The organism is Enterobacter cloacae complex sp. IR5459 (assembly GCF_049238005.1).
Lineage (GTDB): Bacteria > Pseudomonadota > Gammaproteobacteria > Enterobacterales > Enterobacteriaceae > Enterobacter > Enterobacter hormaechei_C.
In genome coordinates this window covers 126636-147082 of the sequence record NZ_JBMKIG010000010.1, presented here as the reverse complement: position 1 = coordinate 147082, position 20447 = coordinate 126636, and the positions used below count along the sequence as shown (strand labels likewise).

Below are 20447 nucleotides of genomic sequence, written 5' to 3'. Positions count from 1 at the left end.
ACCGCTTTTCTCCCTCTCCCTGTAGGAGAGGGCCGGGGTGAGGGCACCAGGCCGCACCTAACCCTTAATCGGTGAATTTCGGCGCTTGCTCGGATGATGAAAATGCCGCCAGTGCGGATCCTGCGCCGCCGCCAGCAACTCGTGGTCGCCACGCGTGTCGCCCCAGGCGCGCAGGTGATACGCGTTCAAATCCCCATACACCTTCTCCAGCCTCGCCACCTTCTGGGCACACCGGCAGTTGTGGCCGGTGATCCGCCCGGTCAGCTTGCCGTCTTTCACTTCCAGCTGCGTGCCAATCAGCTTAATGCCGAGCTTATCGGCCCACGGCTGCAATACCAGCGCCGGGGAAGCAGAGCAAATCGTCACTTCCGCACCGGAATTGACCTCGTTGGCGACGGCCAGCACACCTTCCGGGCGCATCAGCTTGTTCCAGTATTTTTCACAGAAGGCTTCCGCCTGCTGACGTAACCAGTGCTCATCCACCCCCGTCAGGAAGGTTTTGATCAACACCTCTTTCAGCTCATCTCGCGTCAGCTTGCGGCGCACACAGTGCAGCGTAGGCAGGGCCATGCGCACCAGTCGGCCAGCAAAGTAGCGCTTGCCAAAGGCAAAGCGCAGGAACGGAATAAAACTGTCGTGGTGCGTCAACGTACCATCAAAGTCAAAGACAGAGAGCACGCTGGACTTCGCCACGGCTTCGTCGGCAATCATATTGGTCATAAATACGTCTTAGCTGAAATACACATTCTGTTCACTAGTTTACCTGCTTTACCTTCATAGTCCTTATATCAGGTCGCATTTTTTCCTGAACCTGTGGCCTGACGGGTCAAACTATGTCATCCACCACGCCACCGTCAACGCGCAGCGCCGCGCCGGAAGTCGCGGAGGCCTGCATGGAACAGACATACACCACCATATTCGCCACTTCTTCTACCGTTGCGGCGCGCTGAATAACCGAGCTGGGACGATTCTCCATCACGAACGCTTTCGCCAGCTGCTCCAGCGATTTACCGGTTCTTTCGATTTCGTCTTTCATCATCGCGGCAAAACCGTCCGACATTGTCGGGCCCGGCAGTACGCTGTTCACCGTCACGCCGCTGCCTGCCACGAACTTCGCCAGACCGCGCGCCAGCGAGAGCTGGGCGGTTTTTGTCACGCCATAGTGGATCATATCCGCAGGAATATTGCAGGCCGATTCTGACGAGATAAACACTACCCGACCCCAGCCCTTTTGTACCATGCCGGGCAACAGGGCACGGGAGAGGCGCACGCCGGACATCACGTTGGTTTGCCAGTAGCGTTCCCAGGTCTCGTCGTCGGTGGAATAAAAATCCTGCTGGCCATAGATCCCGGCGTTATTCACCAGAATATCGACGTGCGTGGCGACCCTGAGCAGTTCGTCAACGCCCTCCTGCGAGCTCAGGTCGGCGATGGCGGCACGGACCTGTACGCCAGGCACCACCTGCTGTAGCGCCTGAATGCCTTTATTCACCGAGTCGACGCTGCGTCCGTTTACGATCACTTCCGCACCGCTCTCCGCCAGCCCGCGGGCGATGGCAAACCCAATACCGCCGGTGGACGCGGTCACCAGCGCTACTTTCCCCGTTAAATCGATTTTCATCGTTCACTCCTTGTCGTTTTATGGTTCAAAACTTAAAGCGTAGCAGTTGACGATGACGGCTCCTGCTTAAAAAGGCGCAACAGCGTCTCAACCTGCTCGTCCAGCGGGCTGAGGGAGCGTTTGACGATGAGGTGCAGCGGCGTGGCGCGACGTACGCCGTGGCTGAGCGGCAGCGTTTTAAGGATGCCCTGCTGGAGCGGGGTCTGAATGCGTTCTTCCGGTAACCAGCCGTATCCAACCTGATACATCACCGCTTCGATTGCGGCATCGATGGTGGAGAATGTCCACGACTCTCCGGTGGGGTGAGTGGTGGGCTGGCTGTCTGCGATCTGAATGCGCGGCCACGGCCGTAGCATCTCGTCATTAAGCGGCGTATCCAGCGCAAACAGCGGGTGAGCGTGATGCGCGACGGCAACAAAATCGATATTCATCAGCCATTCGCCCAGGCCGGTAATGTCCTGGCGGCGGGTTAAGACCATCACGTCGGCTTCATCATTGAGCGCATCTGCGCGGCTGTTTTCCAGCACCTCGGTAAGCCGCACCTGCGTTTGCGGGTACAGCTGCTGAAACTGGCGCAAAATCGCGAACAGCCGGCTACGCGGAAAAATACTGTCTACCATCAGGTCGATACGGGTTCGCATCCCGCTGCGCAGGGTCGCAGCGCGCGTTTCAACATAGGCGAAGGCTTTCAGCAGCGGTTTAACCTGATTCAGCAACAGCTCACCCGCCGGGGTTAGCACGGCACGCCGTCCCTCTGTCATCAGGAGCGCCACGCCCAGCCGCTCCTGCAAAAGCGACAGGTTATAACTGACCGAGGACTGGCTGCGGTAGGTCTCTTCCGCCGCCTTAGCGAAGCTGCCAGCCTCGATGACTCTCTCCAGCAAGGCCCACTGTTCGAGCGTCGTCTTGTGCATAATTAATCTAAATTTTGGATGAATTTGATTCAAACATAGCGTTATTCATTCATTTTTTGAAGGGGTACGATCGTCTCATCAAAACAAAGGAGACATCGTATGAGCACCTTCGATAAACATGATTTAAGCGGCTTCGTCGGCAAACATCTTGTATATACCTACGATAATGGCTGGAATTACGAAATTTACGTTAAAAACGAAAACACCCTGGACTACCGTATTCACAGTGGTCTGGTGGGCAACCGTTGGGTGAAAGATCAGCAGGCCTACATCGTCCGTGTTGGGGAGAGCATCTATAAAATTTCCTGGACGGAGCCAACCGGTACTGACGTGAGCTTGATCGTGAACCTGGGCGACCGCCTGTTCCACGGCACCATCTTCTTCCCGCGCTGGGTCATGAATAATCCGGAAAAAACCGTCTGCTTCCAGAACGATCACATTCCGCTGATGAATAGCTACCGTGATGCCGGACCAGCGTATCCAACCGAAGTGATTGATGAATTTGCCACCATCACCTTCGTGCGTGACTGCGGTGCGAATGACGATAGCGTGATCAATTGCGCGGCCAGCGAGCTGCCTGCAAACTTCCCGGAAAATTTAAAATAAGATCGAGAACAACGTGAACGGGACATTGGCCATGTTGGTTTTAACCGGCATGGCCGTTTTTTATGCCGCAGGAATACCGGAGTAAGTAACCGCTTCCGCCGTTAAGGTGAAAGGCGTAGGGGTACAGACCGCCAGGCTCAGCGAGCCGAAGCGTAGCTGACTGACCGGGAGCGACTGGGCGGTGCTGTCAATGCTGACTATCTGCCACGCGCTGCCGCCACGCTGTTTGACGATTGCCTCTTTGCGTGTCCAGATGCGCCAGAATGCGGAAAGCTGCTCTTCCGGCGCTTCACGTTCCAGCTCGTCATGTTCGGTGAGGCTGAAAACGGCATTTGCCAGCGCCTGCCAGTTCTCCCGCGGGCGGATCACTTCGATATCGCAGCCCACTTCACCTTCATCGCTCATCAGCAGGGCAATATCGTCCCCGCTGTGGCTCAGGTTAAACCACAGCGGATGGCCGTTAGCGAAGGCCGGTTTTCCCTGCTCGCCGTAAATTATCTCGGGAAGGGGCGAGGGGGATAAGGTTCTGGCGAGCAGCGTCCGGCCTGCAAGCCAGGAAGCGTGTCGTGCACCCTGAGGTGCCATGTCTGCGAGCGTTGACGCCAGCGGGTCCGCGCTAAGGGTGGAGATCTTTCCCAGTACAAACTGGTACATAGTTACGCCCAGCGTTTAATGATTATCGAGGTATTGATGCCGCCAAAGGCAAAGTTATTGCTCTGAATAAATTCGCAATCAATCGGGCGGGTTTCCCCCATAATATAATCTAAAGCGCCGCATTGCTCATCCGGTTGTCTTAAATTGAGCGTCGGCGTGAACCAGCCCTCCCGCATCATATGCAGACTCAGCAAGGCTTCCAGCGCGCCGCAGGCACCCAGGGTATGACCGAAATAACTCTTTAAGGATGAGATGGGCACGCTGTCGCCGAAAATGGCGGCGGTCGCCTGACTCTCGGCGATATCCCCGCGATCGGTTGCCGTGCCGTGGGCAGAAATGTAGCCAATGTCCTGAGGGCCAAGACCCGCCATCGCCAGCGACTGCTCCATACACACCTGCATGGTTTCACGCTGGGGCTGGGTGATGTGCGCCGCATCGCAGTTGGTGGCAAAGCCCACGATCTCGCCATAAATTGTCGCTCCGCGCGCTCTGGCGTGATCCAGCGCTTCCAGCACCAGCGTACCCGCCCCTTCGCCAATCACCAGGCCATCGCGCTGAACGTCAAACGGCGACGGCGTGGTTTTTGGCGCGTCGTTACGCTGGCTGGTGGCAAACAGGGTATCGAAAACCGCCGCTTCCGACGGGCACAGCTCTTCCGCGCCGCCTGCCACCATCACCGTCTGGTAGCCGTGACGAATCGTTTCCCAGGCGTAGCCAATCGCCTGGCTGCCAGAGGTACAGGCGCTCGAGGTGGGGATCACCCGTCCGCGCAGGCCAAAGAACAGCCCGGTATTCACCGCCGTGGTGTGCGGCATCATCTGCACATAAGTGGTGCCGGTGATGTTGTGGGTGTGCTTTTCGGTGAGCATAGAGGCAAACTCGCTGACCGGCCCGGTGCTGCCGGTCGACGAGCCGTAGGCGATGCCGGTCTGACCGTTGGTCAGCACCGCGTCGTCGATTAGTCCCGCCTGCTCCAGCGCCAGCTCGGTGGCGCGGGTAGAGAGCAGCGACACGCGGCCCATGGCGCGAATGCGCTTACGGGTATAGTGAGCGGGGAGAGTGAAGTCTTCAATCGGCGCGGCGAGCAGGGTTTGCAGGCCGTCATACGCCTGCCACTCCGTCATGGTACGCACCGCATTTTCATACTTGCGCAGACGGCGCGAGATGGTCGGCCAGTCCTCGCCGAACGCGGTGACGCCGCCCATGCCCGTAATCACTACCCGGCGGGTCATAGCATGCCTCCGTTAATCGAAATCACCTGACGCGTCACATAGCCTGCTTTATCCGACATCAGGTAACTCGCCAGCCCCGCGACCTCCTCGGCCTGGCCCATACGCTGCATCGGGATCATCGACATCGCCGCGTGCAGTGCGGCTTCGTCCATCTCGATCATGCCGGTATCGATCAGCCCCGGCGCGATGCAATTGACGGTGATTTTGCGTTTTGCCAGCTCGGTGGCGAGCGCTTTGGTGGCGCCGATGATCCCGGCTTTCGCCGCGCTGTAGTTCACCTGCCCACGGTTGCCCATAATGCCTGACACCGACGACAGGGTGATGATCCGCCCGCCCTTGCGGGTGCCGATCATCGGCATAATGCAGGGATGAATGACGTTATAAAAACTGTCGAGATTGGTGTGGATCACGCTGTCCCAGTCATCGTCGCTGAGCGCAGGAAATGCGCCGTCGCGGGTAATACCGGCGTTACTGACCACGCCATACCACGCGCCGTGGTCAGCGATCTCCTGTTCCAGCACCGTGCGGCACTGCTCGCGGTTGCCCACGTCGAAGGTGAGTAAACGGCCCGCGCCGCCTGCCTGGACAATCGCTTCCAGCGTCTCCTGCGCGCCCGCTTCATCACGATGGTAATGCACGCCGACGGTGAAACCGTCCGCCGCAAGCTGAAGGGCGATAGCGCGGCCAATGCCTTTGCTGGCGCCAGTGACCAGTACGGATCTCATGATGGTGTTCCCTGGTTGAAAAGTGTGGTTAATTCTTCCTCGCTCGGCTGGAAGGTGTTCACGCGGCCCGTGGCGAGGGAGACACTATCCGCATGAATGGTGCACTCGAAGCTGCCAAAGCGTTCATCCTGCATCAGACGTTCGATGGTGATGGTCAGCGTGCTGCCTGCGGCAAAATGCCCTGCGTCGCACACCAGCTCGCGCGCGCCCAGCACCATACCCAGCGCACAGTGCGGCAGCCCTTTTTGCATCCGGTGCCATTCAGACCAGACGCCCACGGTCTGGGCCATCAGCTCCAGCGCAAACCAGCCAGGCAGGTTGCCGTCCGCGTCCAGGAACGGGGCCAGAACGCCCCGTTCGTTCACCGTCACGCTGCAAACGGCGCGGTCATCGGTGACGCTTTCCACGCTCTCAAGCAGCAGCATCGGCGTGTCGTGAGGAAGATAATCCCCGGGAGGTAAGTAGTGCATCATACTCTCCCCAGCAGAAGGCTGGCGTTGTTGCCGCCAAACGCGAAGGAGTTTGACAGGATCACCGGTTTATTCAGCGGTGCGCTCTGGTGCAGTAGGCCGAAGGCGGGCAGGGTGTCGTCCGGCGCGTAGCGGGAAAAATCCTGCGGCGGCAGCGGCAGGTCTCGGGTCAGGATCAGCCAGCTCAGGGCGGCCTCGGTGATCCCCGCGGCGCCCAGCGTGTGGCCGGTAAGATGTTTCGTGGAGCTGCACGGCACGCGGTCGCCAAAGAGATCGTGGATAACCTGCGCCTCAATGCGATCGTTCAGCGGCGTGGCGGTGCCGTGCAGGTTGATATAGCCGACGTCCGCCGCCGTTATGCCCGCCTCGTTCAGCGCCTGGTTGATGGCGCGGATCGCCCCTTCGCCCTGCGGATGTGGGGCGGAAATATGGTACGCATCGCTGGATTCCCCCGCGCCCAGCAGCGCAACCTCGCCCGGCTCGCGGGTCAGCACCATCAGTGCCGCCGCTTCGCCAATGGTGATCCCCCGACGGTGGCGGCCAAACGGTTCGCACAGGGTCGGGGAGAAGGACTCCAGGCTGTTGAAGCCGTTGACCGGCATGCGGCTCAGGCTGTCGGCCCCGCCGACGATGGCGACGTCCACCAGCCCGGCGTCGATCAGGCGACGACCGCTGATGATCGCCCGCGCGCTGGAGGAGCAGGCGGTCGAAATGGTATACGCCGGGCCGTCCAGCGCAAGCCAGCTGGCGAGAAAGCGCGACGGATCGCCCAGCTCCTGCTGCGGATATTGCCACTGCGGGCTGCGCTCGCCGTTCTGCGCGCGGCGCACGTACTCATCACCCTCGTCCAGTCCGGAGGTGCTGGTGCCCAGCACAACCGCCACGCGGTCTCGCCCCACGCGCGCAATGGCTGCATCGACGGCGGGCCGGATTTGCGCAAGCGCCGCCAGCAGCAGCTGGTTGTTGCGGCTGCGATGCGCAGAAAAAGACTCGGGGACAGGGGGAAGTTCACCCTCCACGCCTCCCAGCACGGCCTCGGGTAAGCCCTGTAGCCAGCCCGCACGTTGGCGCATCCCGGGGGCCACGCCAGCGATCAGGTTCGCCGCTATTTCATCAGCCGAGTTGCCGAGCGCGTTGACCATGCCAACGGCAGAAAGGTAAATCATCTCAGTCACCCAGATATTGAATGGTGATGTGGTAGTGAAAAGCGTGCTGCACAATGCTAATCGGTTCGCGCCTGCCGTTACGGTTCAGGTAGGCAATTTCCGTGACCAGCTTGCCATCGGGGTTGCGCAGTTCGCGTCTGGTGTCAGTATCGTTCAGCGTCCAGCCTTTCGGCAACTGCGGCTGCCAGGCGCTGAGCGGCCAGTGGCTCAGCATCACGTCGGCCAGCACCTGGCTGGCGGGCGGCAGCTGCGGCATCACAACCGACTGCTCGGTGTGGATCCCGGTGTCGTCGTAGGTGGCGAGGAACAGGCGGATCCCGACGGAGGAGAGGCCGGCAAGCGTCACTTTATTTCCGTCGGCGTTCAGCATCACCAGCAGCGACTGGGTCTGGCCTTTAAAACTGCCGGTAAGCAACTGCTGCGAGCGGATGGCAGGCGTGATGCCCGGCGGGGGCAGCGTGACGCGGGTGCCGGGCTGGAGCCAGGCCTGAGGGCGCGCGTCATCGCGGTTCGTCGTATGGCTACACCCCGCCAGCAACAGGGCCATCATCACTGCCGCCAGGCGAATGAAACGGGTCATGGTAAGTTCTCTTTGTTAGACGGCATCGCCAGCGGGGCGAGCAGGAACGCGGTGAAGATACCGCTCACCAGCACAATGCCAAAGCTGCTGATGGCCTGAGTGGTGCTGAATACCAGCATCCCCAGCGTCAGCAGGGTGGTCATCATGGCGAGGGTAATCGCCAGCATGGAGGTCAGCGGCGTGCCGCGCGGGTTGCTGAAAAACAGCGTGTAGTTGATGCCAATGCCGAGGACCAGCACCAGCGCCAGCAGGGAAAACAGGTTCACCGGATGGCCCGTCACGGCCAGCGCCGCCAGCCCGCCGCCCAGCGACAGCACGGACGGCACCAGCGCCACCAGCCCTTTTCGCCAGCCGAGACGTAGCATCGCGCCGCCGGCAATCACCGCCAGCGCCACGCCCAGCAGCCCCGACAGCAGCGAGCGGTAGAGCGCAAACAGGCTGTCGAAGCTGGCCTTACGGTCAACCCAGACGACCCCGGGATGGCGGGTGGCCAGCTCACCGAGCGCGGCGCTGTTTCTGACGCCATCGACCGGGACCAGCACACCGCTTTTGCCGTCCGGCAACGTCAGCCACAGCAAACGCCAGCCCTCGCTGGCCGGGCTGGCGAGCCACGCTTCCACGCTGACAGGCATGGCGTTCAGATTCGGGGCGACGGCATTCAGCCCCGTGCTTTGCAGCATTTTCGTCACCGTCGGCGCGGCGTTACGCAGAAGTTGCAGATCGCTGTTCTGCCGCGCCAGCGAGTTCAGCGGCAGGGTGCGCCAGCGGGTTAATTCTCCGGCTTTTTGCGCCTGCGCCAGCGCCGGGGTAAACGCCTCCAGCCGCTCCAGCGTTTCCTGAGCCGACGCGCCGTACACCACGAACCACTTCTGATCGACATTTTGCCCGGTCAGGGCGGTGATGGTTTTTTCCTGCGCCAGAATGTCCTGCGGCAGCGCCTGAAGCCGGGCGATATCGTCATCCACCCGCAGGCTGGCGATCCCGATGGCGGAGAGCAGCGCCAGTGCTACCGGCAGCCCGACGGAGAGGGCTTTACCGTCGCGCCAGGCGTCCAGCCAGCGCTGCATTATCCGTCTCAGGGGGACCGGGCGGACCGGCATGCCACGGCACAACCACGGATGCCAGAACATTACCGTCAGGCACGAGGCGCTCAGTCCTGCGGCGGCGAACACCGCCATCTGACGAATGCCGGGGAAGGGGGCCAGCATCATGAAGAGATACGCCACGACGGTGGTCAGCAGCGCCAGCAGCAGCGCGTTACGCACTTTTGCCAGGCTTTGCCAGGGCGAGTGTTCCGCGCCGTGCACCATCCGCTCCGTGAGGTAGTAAATCGTATAGTCCGCCGAGATGCCGATGATGCTCATGCTCATCACCAGCGTCATCAGGTGCAGCTCACCGAACAGCAGGAGCGTCACGACCGTCCCCGCCAGCGCGCCGATGGCAATGGAGAGCAGACTCAGCAGCAGCGGACGCACGGAGCGAAACACCGACACAATCAGCAGGATCACCCCGAGCACCGTGGCGACGCCAAGCGTGGAAATATCGTTTTTAGCCTGCTGGCTGGCGTAATCGCTGTAGAACACCGTCCCGCGCGAGAGCAGCTGCGCCTGTGGATACTGGCTTTTCAGCGTCTGCTGCAACGCGTTGAGGGTGGTCACCAGCTGGTGGGTTTGCTGCATGTCAAACGACGAGCCCGCCAGCTCGCCGTGCAGCAGATACCAGTAGTTCCCGGCCGCATCTTTTGTCACCAGCCAGCCGTCCATCAGCTGCATCTTCTGGCTGTTCTTCGCCAGCGCGAGCTGCGCGCCGCGCATCAGCATCAGCGGATCGTTTTGCAGCTCCTTGCCGCTCACGCCGGAAAAGGCGGAGTAGAGCTGGGACAGGATCCACTGAGCCTGCGCTTCACCGCCGTTTTGCAGGCGGGCGCGGGTGGCCGGATCGACCAGACCATTGCGGTGCTGCCAGAAGAAATCTCCCCAGGCCTGTTGCCCGGCGGCATCCAGCGGACCTTTTACGACACTCAGCGCCTGGCTGCGTTGCAGCAGGGTTAACCACTGCTGCGCCACGCGCGGGTCCGGCTGTTTGCCGGGGCTGACCAGCCAGATGAGCTGGCGGTCGAGGCGCTGCATAAATCCGTCGTTAAGAGCGGGAGGGATCGCGCCGAGCGTCTGTTTCGGCAGCATGGCGAGCACGCTGCTGTTCAGCCGCGCGCCAGGCAGCAGCAACAGCAGCACGCCCAGCAGGATCAGGCATACCGCGGCCCACAGCAGCGCCGGGCGCAGGGCGTTACGGTGCGGCAAAGCGCTGGCGTTCTGCATCAGTCAGGCGCGCGGGCGTCAGTTGGTGGCGGGAGAGGGCGATATCCGTCGTGTCGCCCTGCTTATCGTTCAGGCGAATGGATTCCAGATAGATCGCGCCCTTCAAATCAAGGGTGGAGAAAATCTTGTCCAGCGGCGTGGTGACGGGCGTCAGCACCAGCGACCAGCGGCCTTCGCCCAGGTCTTTGAAATCGACGCGGAAGTTCTCTTCCAGTACCTTGCGGTCGGCCTGGAACAGCGCCCGCAGCAGATGGTTGAACTGAAACATCTGCGGGTTAGTGTCGGCGGTAATGGTCTGCGGCGACTGACCGTTGAAGATCTGCACCATCCGTTTGTCATCCAGCAGCAGCGTCATCGGGAATGGCGCTTTTTGATCCCACAGCAGGCCATTGTCACGGGCGATTAGCATCTCCCCCTGCGAGCGCAGGGGCTGAGGCATATCCTTGATCGTGCGGGTCTGTTCGAAGTGTGCGCGCACTACCGGTTGCTCCGCAAACCGCTGTTGCAGTTCATCCAGCGTGACCGCGTTCACCAGCGGGCTTACCAGCAGCGCGAGTAGCGTTATCCATTTCATGGCGCGATCCCCATGCGTTCGAACAGAATGGCCGGGCTGACAAAGCACATCTCCCGGCTTGCTTCTTCCACCGCCACCTGAATGGTGTAGCCGGTGGTGGTGCGTTTCCCGGTTTGCGCGTCGAAGATTTGATAGGCGATGCGCAGACGGTTTTCAACCTCTTCAATGTGGGCGCGGATGCGAATGCGCTGCTCGAAGGTCACCGCGTCGCGGTATTTCACCCGGGTATCCACCACCGGCCAGACGTAGCCGGACGCTTTCATCTGGCGATAGCCGTAATCAAACTGGTTGAGCAGCGCTTCGCGGGCAATCTCAAAGTAGCGGAAGTAGTTGCCGTGCCACACCACGCCCATCATATCGACGTCGTGGAACGGAACGGTGATTTCAACTTCAGCCGTAAAGCGGGGATCGGTCAGCACCCTTTACTCCTTCTCGTTGATCTCTGGCAGCTGCCAGAAATCGAAAAAATTAAACCAGTCGAGCGGCGACAAGAGCGCGTAATGCTCCAGCCGCTCCGCATAGCGGTCGACGGTCTGCTGTAGCGCCTGCTGGCGTTCGCCGCGCGGCAGCAGCAGCGGGTCGGCAAACGGCTCGCAGTGCAGGGTCAGCTTTCCCTGCTGACAGAGGGCAAAAATCAGCACCACCGGGCAGCGCAAAATGGACGCCAGGATAAACGGCCCCTGCGGGAACGGCGCGGGCTGGCCCATAAATTCGCTCCATATCACCCGCCAGCTACCGCCGCGCTGCGGGGTGACGGCAATGCGATCGCCCACGATCGCCACCCATTCGCCGCGATCCAGCTTCTCTTTAATGAGGATGGCGGTCTCCGGGCCAATGTCGGTGACCGGCATCAGGTGAATGCCCGCCTGCGGCGCCATCTCCTCCATCACCTGCTTAAAACGTCTGGCGTTGTCGCTAAAGACCAGCGCGTTGATGGTTTTCGCCCCTTCGCGCTGGGCCAGCGCCCGGCAGGCTTCCACATCGCCAAGATGCGACGCGAGCAGCAGTTTGCCCTGAGGATCGTCGAGCCCCAGCGCCTCCTGCGCGCCTGGCGCAAAGACCAGATCGCGATGGAGTTTCATTTCGCCGCGCCAGCTGGCCACTTTGTTCAGCATGGCATGACCGAAGCGCAGGAAGTGGGAAAAACTGTTAAGCCGTGCGGGTCGCGGCATTTGCCGCTGTGCCATCACCGTTTTAACCCGCGTCAGCCACTGCTGCGACGCCTGGCGCGCAGCGCGGGCGGTTAGCCAGTAGACGGCCGTAACCGGCCACAGCAGGGCGGTAAACGCCTTACGCCCCAGCAGCTGCCAGACGCGCAGCATCAGGCGCATGCCCCATAATCCTTTCACCTCCTGCTGCTGCGCCCAGTGCTGCGAACGGCGACGCATCAGCAGGGAAGGAATGCGCGGCAGCATGCTGAGAAACAGACGGGTATGCATCAACGAGATGCGCACGTTGTCTTTCAGGGCATCGAAATGGGATACCCCGTCCGGCGGATAGGTCACGCGGGTGGGCAGAAAATAGCTGGTGTTGCCCTGCCAGTAGAGGCGCACCATCACTTCGGTATCAAAATCCATTCGCCTGCCGAGCGGCGTGGTTGCTGCAAGGCGCAAAACCGGGGCTATCGGGTAAACGCGAAACCCGCACATGCTGTCTTTCAGTTGCAGGGAGAGGGTTTCAATCTACACCCAGACGTGCGTTATCCAGCGGCCGTACAGGCGCGAACGGGGGATCGAGTCATCGTAAACGGGCTGCCCGGAAATGAGCGCATCGGGATGGCGTTCGGCCAGCGCCAGCAGTTTGGGGATGTCTTCGATAGCGTGCTGGCCGTCAGCGTCCACCTGAACGGCGTGGGTGAAGCCGCGATCGGCGCAGTCTTTCAGCCCCTGCATCACCGCCGCGCCTTTGCCGCTGTTTTCGGCCAGCCGCAGTAGCGTGACCTGCGGACGATCCGCCGCCAGCGCTTCAAGCGTGCGGCGCGTGGTTTCATCGCTGCCGTCGTCCACCACCAGACAGGGCAGATCGAAAGGCGCCAGGCGCGCCAGCACCGAAGCCATCATCGCCCCGTGGTTATAGCACGGGATCAGCACGCAGGGACGGAAGGTTACTGACATAAGCGAATCTTCCCGCTGCTGGCGGTGTGGCGCTCGTTACCCGCATGGCGCTGGTAGCTAAAGGTCAGCATCTCGCGTTCGGGCTGCCAGGCAAGGAGCAGCGTGACCGTATTCTCCGGCAACAGCGGGGCGGCGAACTTCACGTTCTGAATACTGTGAAAACGGTAGCCCGGCGCCAGCGCGGCAGCGTAATGCATTACCCAGTCGAGCTGGGCCACGCCCGGCAGCAGCGGCTGTACGGCGAAATGTCCCTTAAACCAGAGCAGGTCAGGATCAAGATAAAAGGTTATCTCCAGATGCTGTGGATCGGGCTGGAGGCGCCCGATTTCAGGGATCTTCATGAAACAACTCCTGTAGCTGCGCAGTCACGCGCTTGTTCATGCTGTTGACCGGGATTTCATCAACGATCCGCCAGTAGCGCGGCACGGCAACCGGTTCAAGCCAGGGGCGAAGGGCGCATCGCCAGGCGAGCTCCTGCGCTTTTTTGCCCTGTTCGTGTTGCTGACGCACCGCTTCATTCAGCACCAGCAATACGCCAATGCCCTGACGCCCGCCGTGCGTCACCGTCAGCGCGGCGGCCTCGCGGATGCCGTCCAGCGCCAACAGGCGGCGCTCAATGTCATCGAGTGAAATGCGTTTATCTTCAATTTTGACCACCCGACCGCGGCGCCCGACGAGGCTGAACTGCCCGTCAGCCGTGAAGTGCAGGATATCATCCAGCACGACCCCCTCCACCTCGGGGATCAGCGGCGACATCACGCGATCGCCGTGAAACGTCACGCCGGGGAAAGGTTGCCAGCGGGTGCTTTCCTCCTGACGATAGCGCCAGGCCATTACGCCTGTTTCCGTGCTGCCGTATATTTCATCCGGCCAGACGTTGAGCCAGGCCTGAACCGCGGCGACCTCCTGCCAGGGCAGCGCGCCGCCAGCGGAGAAGAGCAGGTTGACGGGGGGCGGCGTCAGTGACGCGTCCAGCCGCTTGAGAAACGCCGGACTGCTGATGAAAAGATAGCGTTTATCGTCGGGAAGGGCAGAGAGCTGCTCGGCATAGTTGAGCAGGCTGGCGTGCAGCGGCAGGCCGAGCGCCATGGGTAAGACGACACGAAACGTCAGGCCATACAGGTGGTGCAGCACCACGGAAGCCACGACGTGACAGCCCGCCAGACGCTCGCCAAAATGCGCCGCCAGAAGACGAGCCTCACGGTCCAGGCTGACCACCGGCTTACTCACCCGCTGCGGCGTGCCGGTCGAGCCGGAGGTGTAAAGCTCGATCGTGCGCATCTCACCGATGGCAGGCAGCGGTGAAAAGGGATGGCCTGCCCGCTGAGCGGAAGCCACCCGCAGCTGTTGCCCCTGAAAATCGAGCGTGGTGTCGCTCAGGACGCCGCTGAACAGCGCCCGCTGTTCGTTAAGCTGCGCCGCCCGGCTGTGCCCGGGGAGGACCGGCGTTTTACCCGCATGCAGCGTCGCCAGCAGCGCGACAATAAACAGATAGCCGTTTTCGATGCACAGCGCCCAGCGCTCGCCATCTTCACGACGCAGCGTGTCGACCAGCTGAGTGACGTCGTGGCGCAGATCGCCAAGCGTCCAGAGATGGTCGTCCTGCCAGGCGACAGGGGTGTCGTCAGGGCGGGGCGCACTGAGCCACTGGCTAAGCGGAAGAGGGTTAAGCATCGTTTTTCTTCACCCGTTGTCGCACCAGCCACTCGCCAGCCATCAGCGTGCCCATCAGGAGATAGGCAATCATCCCGTTCCACAGTGTCCACAGACGGATATCGGCATGTAATACAGTAAACAGCGCGATCGCCCCGTTGATAATAAAAAAGCCGCACCAGACCTGGGTAACCCGGCGCGTGTAACGTACCCCGACGGGGGAGAGGTCCGGTTCACGCAGGCGCGCCAGCCGTTCGACGACGGGCATTGCCGTCCACAGCGAACCGCCAAACACCACCAGCATCACCAGATTCACCACCACCGGATATAACAGCACCCACTGGTGCGCGTGCAGGACGTAGCTCGCCGCGCAAAGCGCTATGCCGGCCAGCGCCACGCTTACGAACAGATAACGCAGGGGGCCGCCCTGCCGACGGGCCTGGCAGACGCGCATCAGCAGCACCAGCGCCATCACGGGCAGTATCCCGTGCAGGCTATTATTCGCCAGCCCGAAGCCGATCAAAAACGGCCATGCCAGCAGCATCAGCCCCGTCAGGGCGGGAAGAACTGGAATCGAACGCACGTTACGCGTCGCGCTGAAGCTGTTCCACAACGTCCACGACGTCCTGCACCGTGCGCACCGCTTTGAAGGTTTCAGGCTTGATTTTATGGCCCGTTTTCTTTTGCAGGTGCACCACCATATCGACGGCATCAATGCTGTCGAGGTCCAGATCCTCGTAAAGACGTGCCTCAGGGGTAATATCCTCCGGGGCGATTTCAAACAGCGTAATAAGAAGCGCAGAGACTTCCTGATAAATCGTTTGTTGTTCTGTCATAGCGGTCATTCTCAGGCGCGTTGTTGATGGATAAAAGCCGCGAGCGTGGCAACGGAATAAAAGTGCTGACGCATCTCGTCACTTTCGGCAGAAAGCACTACGCCGTACTGATTTTTTACCGCCAGCCCCAGCTCAAGGGCGTCGATTGAGTCCAGACCGAGGCCGTCGCCAAAGAGCGCGGCGTCTGTATCAATATCCTCTGGGGTAAGTTCTTCCAGATTCAGCGTAGAGATAATGAGATTCTTAATTTCAAGATAGAGCGCTTGCATCTTTCGTTCCTGACAAAGATTGAAGACCGGTTGTTAACTGATGCTGCATATGCCGGTTTAACTGCCTTGCTGCCAGCGCGGGTTCGTGCTGACTCGCATCATAAAAATCATGAATGTTGATGCGTTCGCGAACATCCACGGTGAAAACAGGTTTGTTGGGGGGCACGTTATACCAGCTGCTCTGTTTATCCAGCATCCGTTCGCTACAGTGGATCACCACCACGCGCACGGCGCTGTTGCAGCGAACGGCGATATTCGCCGCCCCACGTTGCAGGGTCATGACTTCCCCCACCCGGGTGCGGGTGCCTTCAGGGAAGATAAGCAGGGTGTCGCCCTGGGACAGACGCTGCTGGCTTGCGGCAAGCAGCGTGTCGGCTTCGCTGTTAATCAGATAGTCAGCCGCGCGGATCACGCCGCTGACGAACGGGTTACGCAGCAACGCGCTTTTCACCAGACAGTCGGTTTCGTTCATCACCGACGCCAGCAGAACGTAGTCCAGCAGCGAGGGATGATTCGCAATCACCAGACAGCCCCGCTCGGCGCGCAGAACGTCCAGGTTGTTGAAACGGTAATCCAGTACCCCTACACCGCGTACCACCGCGAGGAACAGGCGAAAACTGGCAGAAATAGTACGGCGTGCCAGGCGGCGACGTTGGGTGCGGTCGCGCTGGAAAATCAGCAGCAGGTTAAACCACACCAGCGACAGCGTCAGTCCGCCGAGGCCGAACAGGGCGAAGCACAATCCGGTCATCAGCATCCGCCATAACCGATCGAGGCGGGAACGTAACCCTCTCATTGGCGCGTCCATTGCCACAGCAGGCGCTCGCCCGGCAGGGTGAACTGGCGCTCGTCCCGCAGGTAATGGCGCAGGAACTGGAGGCTTTGCGGCAGCGCGGGCTCTTCAGGCGTGCGGTTGACGTGCGTTTCACAGCTGAGCGTATTTCCGGCTTCAATCACCAGCGCCAGCGCGTAGGGCCAGACGGGCATCTGCGGTGGCAACCCGGCGTGATAAAAATCAGGCAGCAGACCGTCGAAATCCACCAGCAATACGCGGGAGTAGCCCGCATGCAGCAGGCTCAGCACGTCGCACAAGCTCTGCTGGAAGGTATCCATACCGGCGGAAACCGACGAAGAGACAACAGGCTGACGCGCGGCGATAGTGAGATTGCCGACCGCCGAGTTGTGTACCGACATGGCAAAATCGGTGGGGGAAACGGGCTGTTCTGCCGCCAGGGCCTGGAGAATACGGAAATTGCGCTCCAGCTCCCCATGACGGCTGCTGTAGACGACGGCATCGATGCGGTGTTTGCGCAGCATCATCAGGCCAAGATCGACGGCCAGCCTGCTGCCTGAATTCAGGCGGCGGGCGGTCATCATCGGCAGATCGGTCAGTTTCGCCAGCGGTGCAGCGGGATCGATGGCGTCAGACCGGCGTGACCATGCCTGCCATTCGTCGGCATCGCTGAGTCCTGGCGCTCTTGCCTGCCAGTCGATAAGGGTAAGTGTAAATTTCATCTACGCGCGTCCGCGATAAACCTGTTTCTGTGACTTTTTCTTCGCCAGCGCGATTTACTGCGCACATCGTACAATGTTGTCGTCGCGCTGGCGAATAAACGTCACTTTTGACCCTTTCCACCCGGTTATCCCGGCAAACGGCTTTTTGGCCGACCCGGACCCAGAAGAATGGCGAGTTTACTGCCTCCTTTCGTGGTTTCCATCCAGATTTTACAGACGCTGGTGAGCGGCACGGAGAGCAGCATGCCCACCGGACCCAGCAGCCATCCCCAGATCAGTAACGATAAAAACACCACCATCGTCGACATGCCCAGACGGTGGCCCATCATGCGCGGCTCAAGAATGTTACCCAGCACCATATGCACGACGAGGAACAGCGCCCCTACCAGCATGCACTCATAAAAACCGTTAAACAGGAACGCCTGGATCATCGGCGGAACGGCGGAAAGCACCGCGCCGATATTGGGTACGTAGTTCAGTAAAAACGCCAGCACGCCCCACATCAGCGCGAACTGCACGTCCAGCAGTACCAGCCCCAGCCAGACAATCACGCCGGTCCACAGGCTTAACAATGTTTTCAGCGCCAGATACTTGGATACGCCTTTCAGCGCGCGGTGCAAGCCGGCAATGTGGATCTGCGGATTGTTCAGGGCAAAACGCAGCTTATACGGCACGTGGCGCACTTCGAACAGCATAAACACCACCGTCATCACCAGCAGCAGAATGCTGGCCATTGCCCCTGAAAGCCCGGTCATCAACGTGGTGGCGTAGGTCATCACCTTCTCGGAATCCATCCGGCGCAGCATCCGTTCCGGTGAGATATGCAGATTCACGAACGGCAACATGCGCTGAAGATCGACCAGCTTGCGCGTCAGCTCTTTATTGTACTGCGGCAGCATGGTGGAAAATTCGCTCAGCGAGGCGGCGAGCACGCCGAACAGCGCCGTCAGGACAACCAGCATCACCATCACCACAATGGTTATCGCGACTGGGCGGCTGATGCCCCGGCGTAAAAACCATGTCACCAGCGGGTTGAGCACAATGGCGAAAAACAGCGCCAGCAGAAGCTGAACAATGATATCCGCCGCCGCGTGGATACCCGCAAGGATAACCACCAGGCAGGCAAGTTTTAATAAAATATGAAGTCCGGCTTTGTCGGGCGGGCTGGCAGTCATAAGAATTCCTTTTTCCGGGGGGCGTGTTAATTGTAGTGCGCCGGATGGGCTTCGTCTGGAGCGTTAGTCTGAAAGTCGTGGCAAAAAAATGGCCCCCGGCGCAAGCGACGGAGGCCACGGCATCCCGGTGAACGATTACTGGATCACGAGGGTGTTAATGATGTTTTCAGCGGCGGTCTGCGCTTTCTGCTGATTGTCTGCCGGCAGGGTGATCTGCATGGTCAGCAGTTTATTGTCCACCTTGCCGAGCACCACGGAGGAGTACGCGGTCTGGCCTTTGGCAGAGATGATGCTGTCCAGCTGTTGCAGCGTGTGGCCTTTCAGTTCAACAGACTTGTTGGTGACCACCTGAAGCTGCGGGTCGCGGCTGCGCTGCTGATCTTCCAGGCGTTTGGCCAGCACGCCCAGATCTTCGCTGGTATCGTCACCGACGATCACAATCACCGCTTTTTGGCCGGTGGCATCGGAATAGACGTGCATATTGTTCGCCTGGGTACCCAGCTTACCGCTCTGGTCGGTCATGTCCGCGGGCAGAGAGAAACTGAGTTTGCCATCCATCAGGCTCACCGGCTGACCGGTGGCGTTGCTTTCTGCTGACGCGCCCTGAGCAGGCGTTTTGGTGTCGCTGTTATCACAGGCTGCAAGGCCAACAACCAGCAGGCCAATCCCGACATATTTAACCAGATTGCGCATTGACTTCTTCCTTTCGATAAACGGCCATAACGGCTCATTCGTTCATCTTATCACAACTGATAAAGCGAACCCTTAACCTGCCTGCAATGCGGAGATTTCAGATTTATCTGCCAGCCTTTTCAGCAGCATATTCAACAGTACGCCGTACATCGGCAGGAAGAAGACCAGGCTAATAAGCACCTTAAAGGCGTAGTCCACCAGAGCGATTTCCATCCAGTGTTCTGCCATGAAGGCGTCCGGGCTGCGCCAGAAGGCGATGAAGAAGAAGGCCAGCGTATCGCTCACGTTACCGAACAGCGTGGAGGCCGTTGGCGCCATCCACCAGCGATGGTTTTGACGCAGGCGGTTAAACACGTGGACATCGAGGATCTGCCCCAGGGCGTAGGCCATAAAGCTGGCGGTGGCAATACGCGCGACGAACAGGTTGAAGTGCGTCAGCGCTTCGAAGCCCTGCCAGCTTCCCATGTAAAACAGCGAGGAGATGGCGTAGGAGACAAACAGTGCCGGGATCATCACCGCAAAAATAATCCGCCGCGCCAGCGGTGCGCCAAAAATACGCACGGTTAAATCCGTCGCAAGGAAAATAAACGGGAAACTGAACGCGCCCCAGGTGGTATGGAAACCAAAAATGGAGATGGGGAGCTGTACCAGATAGTTACTGGAGATGATCACCAGCAGATGAAATAGCGAAAGCCAGAACAACGCCTTGACGCGCTGCGATTGTGTAAAGGAGTTCATATTGTACCTTTTTGATTAATATTTGGGGTGAGGGAACCCAATAAAGCCGCCGCATGATACTGCTTTGACGACACTTTGCAATGGCTAATTTTCACGCAATCGTTAACCTGGTTTGCATTGGCGATAGCGGGGCGTAAACTACAGCCGTTTTTACCTGAACGAGAAGAAAATGACCGACCTGTTTTCCAGCCCAGACCACACGCTTGATGCTCAGGGCCTCCGTTGCCCGGAGCCGGTAATGATGGTGCGTAAAACCGTCCGTAACATGCAGAGTGGCGAAACGCTGCTGATCGTTGCCGATGACCCGGCTACCACCCGTGATATCCCCGGCTTTTGTACCTTTATGGAACATGAACTGGTGGCGCAGCAAACCGAGACCTTGCCGTACCGGTATTTGATTCGTAAGGGGTAAGTGCGGCCTGACGCCCGGCGGCGCTTCGCTTGCACGGGCCTACGGGTGTAGTAGGTCGGGTAAGGCGCAGTCGCCACCCGACAAGTACTCATCACAATTTCGAACCATCGTTTCAAAATTTCGCGCTTTTTGTGAGGCGCTTCACCCTCCCTTTTCCAGCCGTAGTCTAATTTTTAAGCGTC

At 59.9% G+C, this 20447-nt stretch carries 24 protein-coding genes and 1 pseudogene; 2 read left to right on the top strand and 23 right to left on the bottom strand.

Translation table 11 applies throughout. The features are described 5' to 3' along the window. Positions 1-57: 57 nt before the first annotated feature. The 3 genes from ACOTX4_RS19740 to ACOTX4_RS19730 all read right to left on the bottom strand — a co-directional run bounded on the left by ACOTX4_RS19740 (position 58) and on the right by ACOTX4_RS19730 (position 2535). Positions 58-720, bottom strand: a complete 663-nt coding sequence (locus ACOTX4_RS19740; protein ID WP_003861228.1) for an HAD family hydrolase — start codon at positions 718-720, stop codon at positions 58-60. A gap of 106 nt (positions 721-826) precedes the next feature. Then, positions 827-1621, bottom strand: coding sequence for an SDR family NAD(P)-dependent oxidoreductase (locus ACOTX4_RS19735; protein ID WP_022651983.1), 795 nt, complete (start codon positions 1619-1621; stop codon positions 827-829). A gap of 32 nt (positions 1622-1653) precedes the next feature. Continuing rightward, on the bottom strand, positions 1654-2535 hold the full coding sequence (locus ACOTX4_RS19730) for a LysR family transcriptional regulator (protein WP_003861231.1): 882 nt from the start codon (positions 2533-2535) through the stop codon (positions 1654-1656). A 99-nt stretch (positions 2536-2634) separates the two neighbouring features. On the opposite strand from ACOTX4_RS19730, the gene ACOTX4_RS19725 reads away from it, so the two are divergent. After that, on the top strand, positions 2635-3141 hold the full coding sequence (locus ACOTX4_RS19725; RefSeq protein ID WP_003861232.1) for a phenolic acid decarboxylase: 507 nt from the start codon (positions 2635-2637) through the stop codon (positions 3139-3141). Between the two features lie 60 nt (positions 3142-3201). Here the strand turns inward: ACOTX4_RS19725 and acpT are convergent, their stop codons facing one another. The 20 genes and pseudogenes from acpT to ACOTX4_RS19625 all read right to left on the bottom strand — a co-directional run bounded on the left by acpT (position 3202) and on the right by ACOTX4_RS19625 (position 19853). Further along, a complete protein-coding gene (gene acpT / locus ACOTX4_RS19720) occupies positions 3202-3795 on the bottom strand; it encodes a 4'-phosphopantetheinyl transferase AcpT (protein ID WP_003861235.1) in 594 nt (197 codons plus the stop codon). Positions 3796-3797: 2 nt separating this feature from the next. Further along, positions 3798-5027, bottom strand: a complete 1230-nt coding sequence (locus ACOTX4_RS19715; RefSeq protein ID WP_045329977.1) for a beta-ketoacyl-ACP synthase — start codon at positions 5025-5027, stop codon at positions 3798-3800. Continuing rightward, positions 5024-5755 carry a 3-ketoacyl-ACP reductase FabG2 gene (locus tag ACOTX4_RS19710; RefSeq protein ID WP_026094333.1) on the bottom strand — a complete coding sequence of 244 codons (732 nt, stop codon included), beginning with the start codon at positions 5753-5755 and terminating at the stop codon, positions 5024-5026. The genes ACOTX4_RS19715 and ACOTX4_RS19710 overlap by 4 nt, the downstream gene beginning before the upstream one ends. Then, positions 5749-6222 carry a dehydratase gene (locus tag ACOTX4_RS19705; protein ID WP_023323848.1) on the bottom strand — a complete coding sequence of 158 codons (474 nt, stop codon included), beginning with the start codon at positions 6220-6222 and terminating at the stop codon, positions 5749-5751. Before ACOTX4_RS19705 ends, ACOTX4_RS19710 begins: the two co-directional genes overlap by 7 nt. Further along, positions 6222-7388 (bottom strand): beta-ketoacyl-[acyl-carrier-protein] synthase family protein, encoded by a 1167-nt coding sequence (locus tag ACOTX4_RS19700; protein ID WP_045329984.1) that lies wholly within the window; start codon positions 7386-7388, stop codon positions 6222-6224. The genes ACOTX4_RS19705 and ACOTX4_RS19700 overlap by 1 nt, the downstream gene beginning before the upstream one ends. Position 7389: 1 nt before the next feature. Continuing rightward, the gene (locus ACOTX4_RS19695; protein ID WP_045329987.1) at positions 7390-7968 is read right to left on the bottom strand and encodes a DUF3261 domain-containing protein; all 579 of its coding nucleotides are present in this window, start codon (positions 7966-7968) and stop codon (positions 7390-7392) included. After that, positions 7965-10286: an MMPL family transporter gene (locus tag ACOTX4_RS19690; RefSeq protein ID WP_045329990.1), complete on the bottom strand. Its 2322-nt coding sequence runs from the start codon at positions 10284-10286 to the stop codon at positions 7965-7967. The genes ACOTX4_RS19695 and ACOTX4_RS19690 overlap by 4 nt, the downstream gene beginning before the upstream one ends. Continuing rightward, the gene (locus ACOTX4_RS19685; RefSeq protein ID WP_023314981.1) at positions 10255-10860 is read right to left on the bottom strand and encodes an outer membrane lipoprotein carrier protein LolA; all 606 of its coding nucleotides are present in this window, start codon (positions 10858-10860) and stop codon (positions 10255-10257) included. Before ACOTX4_RS19685 ends, ACOTX4_RS19690 begins: the two co-directional genes overlap by 32 nt. Beyond that, a complete protein-coding gene (locus ACOTX4_RS19680) occupies positions 10857-11279 on the bottom strand; it encodes an acyl-CoA thioesterase (protein ID WP_003861252.1) in 423 nt (140 codons plus the stop codon). The genes ACOTX4_RS19685 and ACOTX4_RS19680 overlap by 4 nt, the downstream gene beginning before the upstream one ends. A gap of 3 nt (positions 11280-11282) precedes the next feature. After that, positions 11283-12974: pseudogene (locus ACOTX4_RS19675) on the bottom strand (glycosyltransferase family 2 protein). Then, positions 12965-13315: a hydroxymyristoyl-ACP dehydratase gene (locus ACOTX4_RS19670; protein ID WP_003861256.1), complete on the bottom strand. Its 351-nt coding sequence runs from the start codon at positions 13313-13315 to the stop codon at positions 12965-12967. The pseudogene ACOTX4_RS19675 and the gene ACOTX4_RS19670 overlap by 10 nt, the downstream one beginning before the upstream one ends. Continuing rightward, positions 13302-14648: an AMP-binding protein gene (locus ACOTX4_RS19665; RefSeq protein WP_421635415.1), complete on the bottom strand. Its 1347-nt coding sequence runs from the start codon at positions 14646-14648 to the stop codon at positions 13302-13304. The genes ACOTX4_RS19670 and ACOTX4_RS19665 overlap by 14 nt, the downstream gene beginning before the upstream one ends. After that, on the bottom strand, positions 14641-15240 hold the full coding sequence (locus ACOTX4_RS19660; protein ID WP_003861260.1) for a hypothetical protein: 600 nt from the start codon (positions 15238-15240) through the stop codon (positions 14641-14643). The genes ACOTX4_RS19665 and ACOTX4_RS19660 overlap by 8 nt, the downstream gene beginning before the upstream one ends. Continuing rightward, on the bottom strand, positions 15212-15463 hold the full coding sequence (locus ACOTX4_RS19655) for an acyl carrier protein (protein WP_003861262.1): 252 nt from the start codon (positions 15461-15463) through the stop codon (positions 15212-15214). Before ACOTX4_RS19655 ends, ACOTX4_RS19660 begins: the two co-directional genes overlap by 29 nt. Positions 15464-15474: 11 nt before the next feature. Then, a complete protein-coding gene (locus ACOTX4_RS19650) occupies positions 15475-15732 on the bottom strand; it encodes a phosphopantetheine-binding protein (protein WP_003861263.1) in 258 nt (85 codons plus the stop codon). Beyond that, positions 15713-16528 carry a lysophospholipid acyltransferase family protein gene (locus tag ACOTX4_RS19645; RefSeq protein WP_023314978.1) on the bottom strand — a complete coding sequence of 272 codons (816 nt, stop codon included), beginning with the start codon at positions 16526-16528 and terminating at the stop codon, positions 15713-15715. The genes ACOTX4_RS19650 and ACOTX4_RS19645 overlap by 20 nt, the downstream gene beginning before the upstream one ends. Then, positions 16525-17247, bottom strand: a complete 723-nt coding sequence (locus tag ACOTX4_RS19640; protein ID WP_017384119.1) for a beta-ketoacyl synthase chain length factor — start codon at positions 17245-17247, stop codon at positions 16525-16527. The genes ACOTX4_RS19645 and ACOTX4_RS19640 overlap by 4 nt, the downstream gene beginning before the upstream one ends. Before the next feature lie 125 nt (positions 17248-17372). Further along, positions 17373-18422, bottom strand: a complete 1050-nt coding sequence (locus tag ACOTX4_RS19635; RefSeq protein WP_003861270.1) for an AI-2E family transporter — start codon at positions 18420-18422, stop codon at positions 17373-17375. Positions 18423-18557: 135 nt separating this feature from the next. Then, positions 18558-19115, bottom strand: coding sequence for a DcrB family lipoprotein (locus ACOTX4_RS19630; protein WP_003861272.1), 558 nt, complete (start codon positions 19113-19115; stop codon positions 18558-18560). A gap of 72 nt (positions 19116-19187) precedes the next feature. Beyond that, the gene (locus ACOTX4_RS19625) at positions 19188-19853 is read right to left on the bottom strand and encodes a 7-cyano-7-deazaguanine/7-aminomethyl-7-deazaguanine transporter (RefSeq protein WP_003861274.1); all 666 of its coding nucleotides are present in this window, start codon (positions 19851-19853) and stop codon (positions 19188-19190) included. Between the two features lie 169 nt (positions 19854-20022). Here ACOTX4_RS19625 and tusA point away from each other — a divergent pair, with 169 nt between their 5' ends. Then, the gene (tusA, locus tag ACOTX4_RS19620; protein ID WP_000130627.1) at positions 20023-20265 is read left to right on the top strand and encodes a sulfurtransferase TusA; all 243 of its coding nucleotides are present in this window, start codon (positions 20023-20025) and stop codon (positions 20263-20265) included. Positions 20266-20447 lie beyond the last annotated feature (182 nt).

Bases quoted from the DNA above. Each gene is read 5' to 3' on its own strand.
- ACOTX4_RS19670 (WP_003861256.1), bottom strand. From the start codon at position 13,315: ATGAAGATCCCTGAAATCGGGCGCCTCCAGCCCGATCCACAGCATCTG.
- ACOTX4_RS19705 (WP_023323848.1), bottom strand. From the start codon at position 6,222: ATGCACTACTTACCTCCCGGGGATTATCTTCCTCACGACACGCCGATG.
- ACOTX4_RS19730 (WP_003861231.1), bottom strand. From the start codon at position 2,535: ATGCACAAGACGACGCTCGAACAGTGGGCCTTGCTGGAGAGAGTCATC.
- tusA (WP_000130627.1), top strand. From the start codon at position 20,023: ATGACCGACCTGTTTTCCAGCCCAGACCACACGCTTGATGCTCAGGGC.
- ACOTX4_RS19735 (WP_022651983.1), bottom strand. From the start codon at position 1,621: ATGAAAATCGATTTAACGGGGAAAGTAGCGCTGGTGACCGCGTCCACC.
- ACOTX4_RS19695 (WP_045329987.1), bottom strand. From the start codon at position 7,968: ATGACCCGTTTCATTCGCCTGGCGGCAGTGATGATGGCCCTGTTGCTG.
- ACOTX4_RS19655 (WP_003861262.1), bottom strand. From the start codon at position 15,463: ATGACAGAACAACAAACGATTTATCAGGAAGTCTCTGCGCTTCTTATT.
- ACOTX4_RS19700 (WP_045329984.1), bottom strand. From the start codon at position 7,388: ATGATTTACCTTTCTGCCGTTGGCATGGTCAACGCGCTCGGCAACTCG.
- ACOTX4_RS19715 (WP_045329977.1), bottom strand. From the start codon at position 5,027: ATGACCCGCCGGGTAGTGATTACGGGCATGGGCGGCGTCACCGCGTTC.
- ACOTX4_RS19630 (WP_003861272.1), bottom strand. From the start codon at position 19,115: ATGCGCAATCTGGTTAAATATGTCGGGATTGGCCTGCTGGTTGTTGGC.
- ACOTX4_RS19665 (WP_421635415.1), bottom strand. From the start codon at position 14,648: ATGCTTAACCCTCTTCCGCTTAGCCAGTGGCTCAGTGCGCCCCGCCCT.
- acpT (WP_003861235.1), bottom strand. From the start codon at position 3,795: ATGTACCAGTTTGTACTGGGAAAGATCTCCACCCTTAGCGCGGACCCG.
- ACOTX4_RS19740 (WP_003861228.1), bottom strand. From the start codon at position 720: ATGACCAATATGATTGCCGACGAAGCCGTGGCGAAGTCCAGCGTGCTC.
- ACOTX4_RS19645 (WP_023314978.1), bottom strand. From the start codon at position 16,528: ATGAGAGGGTTACGTTCCCGCCTCGATCGGTTATGGCGGATGCTGATG.
- ACOTX4_RS19685 (WP_023314981.1), bottom strand. From the start codon at position 10,860: ATGAAATGGATAACGCTACTCGCGCTGCTGGTAAGCCCGCTGGTGAAC.
- ACOTX4_RS19690 (WP_045329990.1), bottom strand. From the start codon at position 10,286: ATGCAGAACGCCAGCGCTTTGCCGCACCGTAACGCCCTGCGCCCGGCG.
- ACOTX4_RS19650 (WP_003861263.1), bottom strand. From the start codon at position 15,732: ATGCAAGCGCTCTATCTTGAAATTAAGAATCTCATTATCTCTACGCTG.
- ACOTX4_RS19640 (WP_017384119.1), bottom strand. From the start codon at position 17,247: ATGAAATTTACACTTACCCTTATCGACTGGCAGGCAAGAGCGCCAGGA.
- ACOTX4_RS19725 (WP_003861232.1), top strand. From the start codon at position 2,635: ATGAGCACCTTCGATAAACATGATTTAAGCGGCTTCGTCGGCAAACAT.
- ACOTX4_RS19625 (WP_003861274.1), bottom strand. From the start codon at position 19,853: ATGAACTCCTTTACACAATCGCAGCGCGTCAAGGCGTTGTTCTGGCTT.
- ACOTX4_RS19635 (WP_003861270.1), bottom strand. From the start codon at position 18,422: ATGACTGCCAGCCCGCCCGACAAAGCCGGACTTCATATTTTATTAAAA.